The organism is Aestuariimicrobium sp. G57 (assembly GCF_050110855.1).
Taxonomy (GTDB): Bacteria; Actinomycetota; Actinomycetes; order Propionibacteriales; family Propionibacteriaceae; genus Aestuariimicrobium.
Genome location: NZ_JBNINW010000001.1, coordinates 285,176 through 297,816, shown reverse-complemented (window position 1 = coordinate 297,816; position 12,641 = coordinate 285,176). Strand labels below are relative to the sequence as shown.

The following is a 12,641-nucleotide window of genomic DNA, read 5'->3' as shown; positions in this document are numbered from 1 at the left end:
TGCGCTGTCGCTCGTCGCGACAGTATGGCTCCACCTTCGCGGGTGAGTCCTTCAAGGTTCTTGTCGCCGAGACCACGACAGGACTCCGCCATGCTCCGACTCCTCTGGACCCTCAGCGTCCATACCCGCACCTACTTGCGCCGCTACATGCCAACCAGCCGGCTCCTCGACGCGATCCGCACCCGGCGCGGCCTCAAGTGGGGCATCCCTGCGATGCTCCTCGCCATCCCATACCTCCTCGCCGCAGCCGTGTGCCGCGAACTCATCGAAGACGGTGGCCCCGGATGGCTCCACCTCCTGGTCATCCTGTTCATCTGGAACGCGATGAAGCTGACCATCATTGGGCCGGTCAGCCTGATCCTCCTGATCCGTGCCCGCATCCAAGAGGCTGCCGCCCGACGGAGCGGGTCTCAGATCGATCGTGTGGAGACGCATGAATCCGTCGAGTTCCACTCGTGACCGTGCGCTCGCAGCCGTCAGCCCCCTGCTCGGAACCGAGGATTGTCTTCTTTGGGAGCGGTCAATACCTTCGCGTCGCGTGAAGGTATTGACGCTGGCGGGCCGGGATCTACCCGCGATCACCAAACGTTTCGCGCAAGAGATCAGCGGTGCCCGGCGCATCGATGGAGAGACTGTCAAGGACATCCCCGTAGTTGGTCTCGCCGCCCCACACCGCTGTGATAGCGGCGACGATCCTGCCGAGGGCGTCCGGGTGGTCCTGAAACAGACCGGTGAGGAAGCCGTCGGGATGCTGCGCTTCCACATCCCACGAGCTCAACCGGTCGGCGGGGAAGTCGCGGAGGTTGTGGGTGACGATCACTTGAGCGCCAGCGTGGATTGCAGCGGCCAGGACATGCCGGTCGTCGGCATCGGGAAGATCGAGCTGGTCGATCAGGTGCTCGTAGCCGGTGACCGTTACGTCACGGATCGCCTCATTCATCAGGCGGCGAGTGCGATCCAGTCGCGTGGGGTCGAGGTCAGAGCGGTTCACGCGCAGGTTTCGGAACACCTCATCGAGAATCTGCTCCGTCCACTTCGGCCGCACCAGGCCTGCGAGCCCTGCCCGGATCAGTACATCCCGCAGGGTGGAGGGGTAGAGCACGTTGGCGTCGTAGACGACGACCTGCATCAGGCGAATCCGAGCTCGCGGGTCTCCGCGGTCAGCGCGTCAGCAGCAGACTGGCGGCGCTCGTCGTCTTCACGCAGGTAGCGGATCAGCGACGCCGCCTTGACACGACGGTGCGTACCTACCGTGCGGTACTCGATCTGTCCGTCGTCGAGCAGCCCAATCAGGAACGGTCGCGATACACGCAGCGCATCGGCAGCTTGCTGGGTCGTCAGCTCTGCCTGCGAGGGAAGAACGGTCACGCCCTCGCCGTGCGCAAAGCTGTCGAGTACCTGCGCCAGTGCGGCCAGCGCAGACCGGGGCACCTCCACATCGCCGACCTGCCCAGCCAGATGCAATCGCACCGGACCCTCAGCGCCGAGCACTGCGTCGAGCCCGCGCAGAGCAGATACCGCCAGCTCAGTGTCGGCCGGCTCAGGAACCAGCGTCGCGATGTCGCTCATCAGCCCATCCTCCTAATCGAAACAATCGAAGCAGTCGCAATAAGTGTACCCGAGGCGGCCTGGAAGAGGTGGCGTTCGGCCCGCCCACAGGGAAGACGAGCGGCTCGTCGCCCCAGGATGGTGTGGGGAGAAGGCAAAGGTGAACAGTTTTGGGCACTCGGCACGACACGCGGTTTGCTTTGATGCGTAATTTACTACCTCCGGGTGTACTCTCGTCATATGAGTGAACGAGATGACCTGGTAGGCGCGCTGGATCGTGCTGGTGTGCTGGCGGGCATCCGCTGGGCCTTCCTGTCGGCTGCGGACCGTGTGCTGGAAGACTATTCGGAGGCCGCGGGCCACGACGCGACGTGGGTCGGCGTGACTCGGTTCACTCTCTTCCGCGATCGCCTCGATCGCGTGTTTTCATGCCGCCGCTACGCCGTCGCGGAAGGAACGGACGGGCAGACGAGCCTCGACCTTCTCCACGCGGAACTGACCGAGCGCGACATCACGACCCTTCCCGCACTTGATCCTGAGCTCGTTGGGCGCGCTGATCTCAGCGGAAGTCCTGGTTGGTCGCACGAGGGAACTCGTTGGCTCCTCGCCTCGTCTGCGTTCGGCAAACTTGATGAGGTGCCGTGGCCGCAAAAGAGCACCACGAAGCAGCGCGTCGCGCAGCAGCCGACGGACGAACCTGACCCGCCGACGTTGTTCGACCACTTCACAAGCGACGAACAGGCTGGCCTGGCAACCCTGATGGCTGGCTCGAAGCTCGACCTGCACACCCTGGTCGTAGGGCACTCCCTGGATGCCGAGCGCGGCGGTCGCGAACTTGTTATCGGCCAGCCTCGCCTGAACTCCGGGGGTGGCTCCGCCTGGTACTGGAAGCACGACCTTCTGCAGACACCTCCGGCGGATGGTGGACGCCTGCGTCCGAGCGCGCCCATGCCTGTCAGTCCCGACACGACGCCTGACGCCCCGGTCAAGCTCCGCCGTCCGGCGGCTGAGCAGCCAAACCACGGACAGGTTGGTCAGTGAACAGAACCGACCGGACAGCGACCGCAGCAGCCTTCTTCGACGGTGCGCGCCTGACCATGGCGCGTCACCTGGCAGGGCTTCGCAAGAGCGATCTTGCGGCACTGATCAAGAAAAGCCCAACCGCAGTATCGGCATGGGAGACAGGCGCAAAAACGCCGACTCCCTCCACCGTCGCCCAGCTCGCTCTTGGACTCTCAGTCGATCCAGGGTTCTTCGCCGCACGCCCGAATGATGTCGCCAAGGCCAGCGCCCTCCCACACTTCCGGTCGCTGCGATCAACGAGCCAGCTCGCACGCGACCAAGCCTTCGCCTACGGACAGATCGCCCTCGACATCGCCGAATCCCTAGAGCGTCACGTCGAGCTACCAGACGTCGACCTGCCATCCATGCCTGTCGAACTGGATGACCTTGAAGGCGACGGTCCCGAGCGGGCCGCGCAGGAGCTACGCGATGCATGGGCGCTCGGTACAGGACCAGCCGGGCACCTGGTGCGCGCCTTGGAGAACCACGGAGTCCTCGTTGTCTTCAGCCCGAACCAGACTGCCTCAGTAGACGCCTACTCCTTCGACAGCCACCTGCGTCCGGTAGTGATCCTCAACCCCGTGAAGCGCGACTACTACCGACAGCGTTTCGACGTCGCCCACGAGCTGGGCCACCTCATTATGCACAGCGACGCAGAACCCGGCGGACGAATCGTTGAGGAACAGGCTCACAGGTTCGCCTCAGAGCTGCTGATGCCAGAAGCCGAGATAGCCGACCTGTTACCAACGGCAATGAACCGGAGCGCTTGGGTCACCCTCGCCAAACTCAAAGAACAGTGGGGAGTGAGCATCCAGGCGCTCCTCTACCGGGCACGGCGCCTCGGACGACTCGGCGACGTCTCCTATCGCAATGCGATGGTCACCCTGTCCACGCGAGGCTGGCGACGCAACGAACCCGGCCTCATCACGGCTATCGAACAGCCATCCCTGCTGCCACGAGCGATCGAGCTACTTGAAAACGAAGGCATCGAAGAACTCAGCCTCATCGAGCAATGCCGTGTACCGGCAGAACTCTTCCGCCTCGTCACAGCACGCACCCCTCATGCCCCAGAACCGGATCAGGCTGATGCTGACCACTCGCTACCCGAGAGCAAGAAAGTTGTATCTCTGCTGCCGCGACTGAGCGCGCGCGCCGAGAACGAGAACGAGAACGATGCACAAGACTCCCAACTCACACAAGGAGAGACCCATGACTGAACCGAACAAGCGCGTCGTCCAGCGCCGAGACGACGGGAACTGGGAAGTACGCAAACCCGGCTCCGACCGAGCGAGCGCCGTCACCCCCACACAGGCTGAGGGCATCAATCGAGCTCGTGACATCCTCCGCAACGACGGCGGGGGCGAACTGCAGGTGCGCTCACTCAAGGGCACTATCCGCGAGCAGGACACGATCCCTCGTGGGAACGACCCACGCTCGTCCAAGGGCTGAGGGACTAAACAGGATGACGACGAACGATCCCCAGCGCTCAGTTGCGTTCTACAAGGGGAAGACCAACACGGTTGACTCGGAGTCATCCGAGACCATCGCAACTGTACGTCGCGATATTGCGGACGCGCTCAACTCAAAGAATCTTGCTTTCCTGCTTGGGTCAGGGTGTTCGTCGTTCCAGCAGGACGGCCGAGAGCTTGGCATTCCCACAATGGGACCAATGGCAAAGAAGTTCATGAACGCCACCACAGGCAAGCATCGAATCACAGCAACGGATCGGCAGCGGCTGAAATCGAGCCTGGGACTGAATCTCGATGACAAGGACTACGGGAACAATCTTGAGCGCCTCTTGGAAGTCTTGTTCGCGCAAGAAATTGCCCTTCGGGCGAGCACGCGGCCGGCGATGCAAAAGGTGCATGCCGTCGTTCAGCGAGTCATTCGCTCAGTGACTGCGTATGTTCGTTCCGCCTGCACGGACGGTGAGTTTTCTCGCGGTGATGAAACCGTCCTCAGAACCTACATGCAGTTTTATCGTCGCCTGGCACAGAGAGACCGGGCACTCCCGCGCCCTTGGGTCTTCACAACGAACTACGACCTCTTCAACGAGACCGCAATGGATCGGCTCGGCATCCCGTACATCAACGGCTTCCTGGGATCAATCGAGCGTCGTTTCAACCCGTCGGTGTTCAGATACGCCCTTTCCGAGCAACTCGACATCAGCAATCGGAAGTGGAGTTCCGTCGACAGCCTGATGTACTTTGCCAAGCTCCACGGTTCGGTGAGCTGGGAGTCTCGTGGCGACGGATTATTTCCGGTCGTCGAGACGGCACCCTCTCTGATATCGAGTGAGCAACTACTCATCTATCCCAGTCCAGCGAAACAGAACGCCAGCTTTGCCGCACCGTACTCGGATCTGTTCCGTGAGTTCCAAACCCGAGTCGTCCGAGACCAAAGCGTCCTCGTCACCGTGGGATACAGCTTCGGAGATGAACATGTGAACAACATCATCTTCCAAGCTCTTACGATCCCCACCTTCCGACTTGTCGCATTCGTCGACCCTTTCGCCAATGAGACGGTGACGAAGCTCAGAGAGCTCGATGACCCGCGAATCTGGATAGTCGGCACGGAAGACAAGCAAGCTACCTGGAAGGCGCACTACTTCTCTACGCTCGTCGAGGACATATTGGCGACAGGTGGTTCCGACAACGCTGAAGAAGCAATCAACTCCGTTCTGACGAACCTTCTTGGGCGCGGGCACAAGACTCCTGACAGCGGTGCACGCCGTTGAGCGCCATCGAGCGCCGACGCTCCCTCGGCAAAGTCATCGCAGTCAACGCCGAGAGGTTTACCGTAGAGCTCAACGCGGGCTCCGACAGCTTCACGCTTGTCGGGTTCGACGCCCAACACTATGTCGCACGAATCGGGTCATTCGTCCTGATCCCGTTGCAGACCGAGCACGTCGTAGGCGAAGTAGTCGGTCTCCGCGAACGCGAGCTGTCAGCTAGCGAGCAACTCCAGTCAGAGCTTCAAGACACACACGCACTTCGAGCATTGAAGTTCCTAGATGTCGTCCCCATCGGCACTCTCTCCTTTCGCACCGAGGAGCGGTTCCGATTCGGCGTCTCAGTCTTTCCTGCGCTGTACACCGAGGTCCTGTATGCCGAATCGCAGGACCTCGATCGAATCTTCGACTCGACTAACGCGATCGAGGCCGACGAATCATCTGAGATTGAACCAGTACCCACCCGTTTGCGCGCATTCAGTATCGGTACATCGGTCGTCTTTGATGACTACGACGTTAAAGTATCCGTCGACGAGTTCTTCGGTGGCCACGCAGCGATCCTCGGTAACACAGGAAGCGGAAAGTCCTGCACCGTCGCATCAGTGGTTCAATCCATCTTCACCAAACATGATGCCCACGCTGCCGTCGGCGCGACGTTCGTATTCTTCGACACAAACGGCGAGTACAGGCAAGCTTTTGCCGACTTGCCGAAGCCAATCAGAAGGCTCTATGCGCTTGTTCCAGGGCGCGAGGCCCAGGCGCCGCCAAGCGCTGACAAGAGGGAGGATGTAGTCGGGTTCCGACTGCCTCATTGGTTCTTGTCCCCGGAAGAGTGGGAACTGCTACTCCGGGCTAGCGACCGAGCGCAGCGGCCGATCTTGAGAAATGCGTTAGGGCTGACGAGCTTGTTCGCGACGAATGACGCAACTCTCGCGCCGCTTAAGAACCATGTTCTTGCGTCCGCGATACTCGCCATCCTGGCCAGTTCTGAAAGCGCGACGGCGAGTGTCGGCCGAATTCAGGGACTATTGCTCTCTTTCAGCACGCCGGAACTCAATCGGCAGACTGTGCACCCGCACCTTGCTATCAACTTTGGCGCCTTCGTGGCTCCCAATGGACTTCCCAACTTATTGCGGCCGCACATTCAAGACGACGTTGTGCTCCCGGACTATAAGTACGCTCCATTCGAGTTTGGCCTGCTGGAGCAAGCTCTCGATCTCGCCATTCTCTACGAGGAGGCGCACGGCAACCGACACGTCCGCGACTACAGCTCATCAATGCTGACAAGATACAAATCGATTCGCGATCGTGCGGAGTTCGCGTTCTTGCGGCCGGATACGACCACGCTGGCTCCCCACGAGACTGACTCGAAGGTCTTCGTGGACAAATGGCTCGGCCTCATCGAAGAGCAACCGAGTGGCGGACTTCGGAAGCGCTCACAAATCACCATCTTTGACATGAACGAGGTTGAGGACGAGGTGGTCGAGGTAGTCTCAGCCGTCGTGACTCGAATGATCTTCGAGCGGCTCCGACGCTCACACGCTCGAAACACCTTCCCGGTGAATCTCGTTCTTGAGGAGGCGCATCGCTACGTCGCCGAGCGCCCTTCTGACTTTGCGATTGACGCGACCAAGATATTCGAACGAGTCGCAAAAGAGGGAAGGAAATACGGCCTCTTCATCCTTCTCGCCTCGCAACGACCCAGCGAACTATCGCGAACCGTACTGTCACAATGCTCGAACTTTGTTGTACACAGAATCCAGAACCCAGAAGACTTGCAGCACGTTCGACGTATGACGCCGTTCATCTCCGAATCGGTGCTGAGCCGACTTCCGTCTCTTCCGAAACAGCATGCCCTCATTTTCGGCAACTCCGTTAGCATCCCCACGACCTTCCGAGTGCGAGACGCATCACCCAAGCCGAAGAGCGATGATTCGCCGATCCGTCAGGTGTGGTTCACGAAGCGCGATCACATCATCGAGATTTGATCGGCAGTACTCAATGGCCAGTACCTATCGCGCAGTTCGACCAAGTGAGACCCGGAGAGGTCTTGGATGGTTGACGAACTTTTCTCCCGAAGACGAAGGTCCGGCTCGTCAGCTGCTCGACTCACTGCGTTTCGTATCTCTCAGCGACGTTCGAGCTGGACTGCAAGTTCGGCTCCACTCTCTGATCGCGCAAGGGAAGATTCAGGCCCCAGCACTCCTGGTCTCCGCACTGTCCATTGAAGATCTCCGCCTCGGCGAAGGTCGGACGGTCCCTCCGGTGGCTTTCGAGAGTTTTCAGCTCGATGACCCAATCAACGTCGTTCCAGGCAGCGAAGGTTTCGTTGGCAACTTGATTCGCGACCTTGTGTCGCCGGCTCTAGTTGGGGCAGATGCACTACTTGCGCCATCTACGAAGTTGAATGAGCTTCGTGGCAAGCGATGTCGGTCGATCGTGGTCATCACCGATTACGCGGGCTCAGGCACACAACTCCGAGACTATGCGATGGCGCTCGTCCGCCATCCGACGCTAAGGAGCTGTCGATCATACGGCCTTCTCCGCATACACGCGCTCTCGTATGCAGGCTCTTCTCAAGCGCTCGCCACCCTGCAGAGGGAAGACGGTCCCTTCGATGGGGTGTGGACGGTCGAAACAGCTCCCTCGTTTCAGGATGCGCCTTGGACTGCGAACCAGCGCGATGCGATCAAGGGCATATGCGCCCGCTACGTGCGCAGGAAGGATCGGAAGAGAGCGCTCGGATTCAAGGAAAGTGCGGGGCTCTTCGCAACTGATGCAAGTGTGCCTAACAATCTCCCGCTAATTCTGAGGCAGGCACACTCCGGGTGGCATCCATTCTTCGAACGACGTACTGTGCCCCCCGATCTGTTCACGGAGCTAGGAAGCTATGCGCCGGATGTGGTCCTCAAGGATGTTGCCACGCGCATCGGCCAGCCCAGGCTGTCGAGCAATCTGGGTGTGAAGTACATGAGGACTGCCACTGACGAGATGTTTCTCGTGTTGGCCTTGCTGCTCGATCGTTCTCGTTCTGCTTCCGAGCTTGCTCGGGAACTCGGCAAACCCGTCGCGACTGTCGACGTGCTCCTGCGCGCTCTGCGCTCGCTTGGACTGGTCGATGACCAGGGCAACGTCACCTCGACAGGCAAGAAGGAACTGACGACGGGCAAGCGGGCTCCTCGCCATGTCTCCGCGGGCATCGAGGGGTCAGACGCCCCGTACTATCCTGAGAGTATGAGATGAGGGGAAGAACTGGTCTGCTTAGTGATGCAGCCGGCACGTTGTGTCGGCTCGTGGAGTCGACTGGCTCCAGGACGCGGCTGACCGCGTTCACCGGACGAGCTCAGGCTACGCGTGGTGGGGCAAACGCCACCTACCTACGGAGCCTGGGGAGGCGTTCGCCCCACCCTTCGGGACCGGGGGTCAAAGTAAGTGGCTGACGCTTCCCCTCATCTCTACATCGCACAGGGCCTCGCGCAGGGACACGCTGCGGAGGTCGTCTCCCGTGCGAGCATTGTTCGCTCTCGATTGCTTGCAAATGGCGTCCCTCCAATCTTGAGCTTGCGACATCTAGCCCAACTGACCGGAGTTTCCTATGGGTATCTCCGTGAAATAGTCGGAAGAGTCAGGGACCCGTACCTTGATATCAACCGGCGGAAGCGAGATGGCGGAATCCGCGAGATATCGAGCCCCGAGCCCGTGCTCATGGACGTGCAGCGCTGGCTCCTCCACAACGTGTTCTCGTCGGTTCCGATGCACCCCGCCAGTTTCGCGTATCAGCGTGACCGTTCAATTGTTCAATGCGCTGAGCAACATGTGGGAGCGCGCTGGTTGGTGAAGCTTGACCTCCATGACTTTTTTGGAAGCATCCAAGAGAAGCGCATATTTGATCTTCTTCTGCGGCTGGGCTATTCGAAGCTCGTGAGCTTGGAGATCGCCCGCATTTGCACTCGACTTCGCGGCCCCCGGTACGAGGGGTATCAGAACTTCTGGGCGTACAACGCGATCCCGTCCTATGTGGTAGGCAGCCAAGGCGTGTTACCGCAGGGCGCGCCAACAAGCGGTGCCCTAGCGAATACTGTGGCGAGCAATCTTGACGCGAAGCTCCATGATCTGGCCGCGTCAAGAGGGTTGGGCTACACAAGGTACTCGGACGATCTCACCTTTTCAGCTGGCCCAGATTACGATCGAAAGCAAGCTACGGCTCTCATCGCCCAGGTCCGAAACATCGTACGGGACCAACATTTTGTACTGCACGAGAAGAAGACCCACGTGGTCCCGCCAGGTGCAAGGACTGTCGTTCTCGGCCTGCTGGTGGACTCACAGGGGGTCCGGCTTCTACCCGAGTACAAGCGCCGCCTTCAGGTTCACGTTCGCGGCGTGGGGAAGTTCGGCCTGGTAGAGCATGCTTCTCACCGTGGGTTTGAGTCGGTTCTGTCGTTCGTGAACCACGTCGACGGGTTGATTGCGTTCGCGGCAGGTGTGGAGCGTGAGTATGCACAGCACGCGCGGCGAGCTTGGAATGACGCCTTAGCCAGGAGCGGCTACCCACTGGAGGTCTGAACCGGAACCGGCTCCCCGGAAGGCCATGTATGCGGTGACATCGGCAAGTGGACCAATTAGGTGACCAACAGCCTGCAAACCCTGCAAAACGTGACGCCCAGAGCACGCTCCTGAAACACAAAACCCCAGGTCAGGTGGGCTATGAGCCCTACTCCTACCACCTGGGGGTCAAGGGGTCGCAGGTTCGAATCCTGTCAGCCCGACCGCATGTCGGACCACGGCAAAGTGGTTCTGACCAGCCAAAACGGAGCCGAGGGGTCCCTTCCTGACAATCGTCGGGAAGGGGCCCCTCCGCCGTGCGTTGCACAAAACATTGCACAAGCCGGCGAAGACTGCCGTGCTGGGCGGCGTCGGGACCATGTGGTCGGAGCAGTGCGAGGTGGCGGGGGAGTCGCGCGGGTCTGGGGGCCGGGCAACAGTCCGGGGCAAACTTCTAGGCAGTTGACTGGGACAGTCCATAGGCACTGCCCTCACGCTGGAGTAGTCCGGGGAAATACCCCGGCTAACATCCAGAATGGAGCACCACATGGTGTCTTGCAAGTACTGCCAATCAAGCGATTCGTTGGCATTCGAAACCATCGACCCCGAGGTGCGTAAGCGCGCCGTGTTCGAGCGATCATCCAAGGAGGTGTTCATGGGCACCGTGGTGGCTCGCTTCGTGTGTCGAAACTGCGGCCTGGCCGGTGAAGCCCTGGTCCCACACGATTGGGAGCCAAACCAGTAGGGCCAGTAGAGGAAGCTGGGTGGGCGCTGGGCCACTTATTGCCTCAGCGCCCACGCCTCCCAGGCCCGCCTTGCCGTGCCCACCAGCTCAGAGAACTTGACCTCAGCGCCACCAGCGCCGACACACACCGGCAACGACGTCCTATGTTTCACCCGGCGTGGGCCTTGCCGACGGTTCCGGCGACGTTCAGAGCGGTACGGGCGTGGGCTGGGCCGGTGGCGATGTCGAGCAACACGGCGGCCGCGTCCGAACGGCTGAGTGGGGCCGGGTTGTCGAGCAGGGCCGGTGTGACGACGGTGCGTCCCGTTGCGGGGCCGTCGGTGAGACGGTTGAACCGGACGATCGTCCAGTCGAGTTCGCTGGTGTCGAGGTGGGCTTCCATCGCGCGTGCATCGGCGTAGGACGCAGCGAAGAGCGCTCGCAGGATCATGATCGGGATGCGGGGGCGTTCACCGACGATCGGGTATGCGCTGGTCATCACGAGGCGTCGTGCACCGACATCGGCCATCGCGTGGGTCAGGCCGCGGGCCACGGCTGCGGCCTGGTGCGGGCCCCGCTGTGAAGGGGCGCTGATGATCGCGACCACCGCGTCGGCCCCGTAGACGGCACGGCGCATCGCGCTCAGGTCGGTGCCGTCGGCGGTCACGACTGTGAGATGATCGGCCGGGGCGAGGGATCCTGGACGGCGTGTTGTGGCTGTGACCGTGTGGCTTCTGGTCAGTGCTTGCGCGACCAGGTGTCGGCCGACCCGGCCTGTGGACCCGATGACGGTGAGCCTCATGCGACGACTCCTTCATGCCGTGGCAGCGCGACCGTGAGGATGACGACGGAAGTCATGGTCACGACGATGAGCGCGCGCTGGATGAGGCCGGCGATGCCTTCGTTGCTGCCCGCGCCCGACGCGTCGAAGACAGCCATGAAGACGGCGAACAAGATCAGCGCGAGAGCGCCCCCGACGAATCCCACTGCCGCAAGCCCGAGGGAATCACCTCGTAGCGAGACACCGGCGAGCAGCAGACCGATCGCCGGGACGGGGATGGCGAGCAGAAAGCCGGTCAGGTGGAGCATCATCGACTCCAGCGTGAACACTCCGCACACGACCATCCCGACGCCCATGAGCGAGAGCAGCACGACGGCCCAATGGCCGGTCGGGCCCCTGGACCACCACGAGGCGGCCGTGCTCAGCACCCCGGCCGTCAAAAGGATGCCGCCGACGACGAAGGCGGTGTTCATCCACGCAGCCGTCACGCCGAGCCCGAGGCCGCTGACCGGCTGGCTGATCCACGAGTACGGCTCGACACGAGTCCCGAAGAGTTCGTAGCCAGGGCTGACCCCACCCAGCACCAGCCATGCCAGGGTGAAGATCAGTCCTCCGATCGGTGCAAGGACGACGAGGCGTTCAGCCATGGGAACCTCCAAGTATCAGAACCGCGAAAATAGAGTCTCTCTAAAATAGAGCGATATCGTCTGGGATACTAGGGGGATGAACGATCTCCGGGCGCGGCGCGCGCAGTTGCTCGCCGCTCATGTCGAGGCGATGCGGGAATTCAACGCCTACGCCGTGCTGCTGCAGGACGGGATCGCCAGGTCCGCGGGGCTGAACGGCGTCGACCTCCAGGTGGTCGGCGTCCTGATGGCGGAGGGACCTGCCACCCCGGGTGTGCTCGCGGCGCGCACAGGGCTGAGTTCAGGCGGGGCGATCACCGCTTTGATCGACCGGCTCGAGCGCGCCGGCTACGTGACCCGTCGCCGCGACGAGACTGACCGGCGTCGCGTGCTGGTCGACGCGGTCCCCGAGAAGGTGCACGCAGAGGTCGGCCCCATCTATGGGCGCCTCGCCGAGACGTGGGGGGAGTTCTTGGCGACGCTCACCGACGAGCAGATCGCTTTCGCCAACGCCCTGCTCGACGCGGCGACCGCCGTCAACCGCGAGCAGATCGAACACCTCCGTGCACCGGTGGGGGAGGGGGGTGGAGGGGGCAGGGGGGGGGAGGGGTGGGGGGGGGGAAGGAG

General features: G+C 61.6%; 13 protein-coding genes. 9 read left to right on the top strand and 4 right to left on the bottom strand.

Annotated elements, in window-relative coordinates:
- Positions 1 to 90 precede the first annotated feature (90 nt).
- On the top strand, positions 91 to 459 hold the full coding sequence (locus ACQCX5_RS01420) for a hypothetical protein (protein WP_045247699.1): 369 nt from the start codon (positions 91 to 93) through the stop codon (positions 457 to 459).
- 109 nt (positions 460 to 568) lie between these two features.
- On the opposite strand, the gene ACQCX5_RS01415 is transcribed toward ACQCX5_RS01420, so the two are convergent.
- Positions 569 to 1,129: a PIN domain-containing protein gene (locus ACQCX5_RS01415; protein ID WP_045247700.1), complete on the bottom strand. Its 561-nt coding sequence runs from the start codon at positions 1,127 to 1,129 to the stop codon at positions 569 to 571.
- Positions 1,129 to 1,569: a helix-turn-helix domain-containing protein gene (locus tag ACQCX5_RS01410; protein WP_045247701.1), complete on the bottom strand. Its 441-nt coding sequence runs from the start codon at positions 1,567 to 1,569 to the stop codon at positions 1,129 to 1,131. The genes ACQCX5_RS01415 and ACQCX5_RS01410 overlap by 1 nt, the downstream gene beginning before the upstream one ends.
- A 219-nt stretch (positions 1,570 to 1,788) precedes the next feature.
- On the opposite strand from ACQCX5_RS01410, the gene ACQCX5_RS01405 reads away from it, so the two are divergent.
- From ACQCX5_RS01405 to ACQCX5_RS01375, 7 genes are all read left to right on the top strand, one after another.
- On the top strand, positions 1,789 to 2,589 hold the full coding sequence (locus ACQCX5_RS01405) for a hypothetical protein (RefSeq protein ID WP_045247702.1): 801 nt from the start codon (positions 1,789 to 1,791) through the stop codon (positions 2,587 to 2,589).
- Positions 2,586 to 3,827: a helix-turn-helix domain-containing protein gene (locus ACQCX5_RS01400; RefSeq protein ID WP_048809061.1), complete on the top strand. Its 1,242-nt coding sequence runs from the start codon at positions 2,586 to 2,588 to the stop codon at positions 3,825 to 3,827. Before ACQCX5_RS01405 ends, ACQCX5_RS01400 begins: the two co-directional genes overlap by 4 nt.
- Positions 3,820 to 4,059, top strand: a complete 240-nt coding sequence (locus tag ACQCX5_RS01395; protein ID WP_045247703.1) for a DUF2188 domain-containing protein — start codon at positions 3,820 to 3,822, stop codon at positions 4,057 to 4,059. Before ACQCX5_RS01400 ends, ACQCX5_RS01395 begins: the two co-directional genes overlap by 8 nt.
- Before the next feature lie 220 nt (positions 4,060 to 4,279).
- Positions 4,280 to 5,347 (top strand): SIR2 family protein, encoded by a 1,068-nt coding sequence (locus tag ACQCX5_RS01390; RefSeq protein ID WP_434540234.1) that lies wholly within the window; start codon positions 4,280 to 4,282, stop codon positions 5,345 to 5,347.
- The gene (locus ACQCX5_RS01385; protein ID WP_045247705.1) at positions 5,344 to 7,329 is read left to right on the top strand and encodes an ATP-binding protein; all 1,986 of its coding nucleotides are present in this window, start codon (positions 5,344 to 5,346) and stop codon (positions 7,327 to 7,329) included. The genes ACQCX5_RS01390 and ACQCX5_RS01385 overlap by 4 nt, the downstream gene beginning before the upstream one ends.
- Entirely contained in the window at positions 7,271 to 8,584 is a 1,314-nt protein-coding gene (locus ACQCX5_RS01380) for a phosphoribosyltransferase-like protein (RefSeq protein ID WP_434540233.1), read from the top strand. The genes ACQCX5_RS01385 and ACQCX5_RS01380 overlap by 59 nt, the downstream gene beginning before the upstream one ends.
- Before the next feature lie 189 nt (positions 8,585 to 8,773).
- On the top strand, positions 8,774 to 9,904 hold the full coding sequence (locus tag ACQCX5_RS01375) for a reverse transcriptase family protein (protein WP_048809063.1): 1,131 nt from the start codon (positions 8,774 to 8,776) through the stop codon (positions 9,902 to 9,904).
- Between the two features lie 872 nt (positions 9,905 to 10,776).
- Here the strand turns inward: ACQCX5_RS01375 and ACQCX5_RS01370 are convergent.
- The gene (locus ACQCX5_RS01370; RefSeq protein ID WP_434540232.1) at positions 10,777 to 11,409 is read right to left on the bottom strand and encodes an NAD(P)-dependent oxidoreductase; all 633 of its coding nucleotides are present in this window, start codon (positions 11,407 to 11,409) and stop codon (positions 10,777 to 10,779) included.
- Positions 11,406 to 12,035 carry a DUF998 domain-containing protein gene (locus ACQCX5_RS01365; RefSeq protein WP_434540231.1) on the bottom strand — a complete coding sequence of 210 codons (630 nt, stop codon included), beginning with the start codon at positions 12,033 to 12,035 and terminating at the stop codon, positions 11,406 to 11,408. Before ACQCX5_RS01365 ends, ACQCX5_RS01370 begins: the two co-directional genes overlap by 4 nt.
- A gap of 76 nt (positions 12,036 to 12,111) precedes the next feature.
- Between ACQCX5_RS01365 and ACQCX5_RS01360 the strand changes: the two genes are divergently transcribed.
- Positions 12,112 to 12,641, top strand: a 530-nt coding sequence (locus tag ACQCX5_RS01360; protein WP_434540230.1) for a MarR family transcriptional regulator, incomplete at its 3' end; no start/stop codon positions are given.

What these genes read in the sequence shown, in the direction of transcription:
- ACQCX5_RS01380 (WP_434540233.1), top strand. Translation starts at nt 7,271, where the DNA reads ATGATTCGCCGATCCGTCAGGTGTGGTTCACGAAGCGCGATCACATCA.
- ACQCX5_RS01370 (WP_434540232.1), bottom strand. Translation starts at nt 11,409, where the DNA reads ATGAGGCTCACCGTCATCGGGTCCACAGGCCGGGTCGGCCGACACCTG.
- ACQCX5_RS01365 (WP_434540231.1), bottom strand. Translation starts at nt 12,035, where the DNA reads ATGGCTGAACGCCTCGTCGTCCTTGCACCGATCGGAGGACTGATCTTC.
- ACQCX5_RS01405 (WP_045247702.1), top strand. Translation starts at nt 1,789, where the DNA reads ATGAGTGAACGAGATGACCTGGTAGGCGCGCTGGATCGTGCTGGTGTG.
- ACQCX5_RS01410 (WP_045247701.1), bottom strand. Translation starts at nt 1,569, where the DNA reads ATGAGCGACATCGCGACGCTGGTTCCTGAGCCGGCCGACACTGAGCTG.
- ACQCX5_RS01395 (WP_045247703.1), top strand. Translation starts at nt 3,820, where the DNA reads ATGACTGAACCGAACAAGCGCGTCGTCCAGCGCCGAGACGACGGGAAC.
- ACQCX5_RS01415 (WP_045247700.1), bottom strand. Translation starts at nt 1,129, where the DNA reads ATGCAGGTCGTCGTCTACGACGCCAACGTGCTCTACCCCTCCACCCTG.
- ACQCX5_RS01420 (WP_045247699.1), top strand. Translation starts at nt 91, where the DNA reads ATGCTCCGACTCCTCTGGACCCTCAGCGTCCATACCCGCACCTACTTG.
- ACQCX5_RS01390 (WP_434540234.1), top strand. Translation starts at nt 4,280, where the DNA reads ATGGCAAAGAAGTTCATGAACGCCACCACAGGCAAGCATCGAATCACA.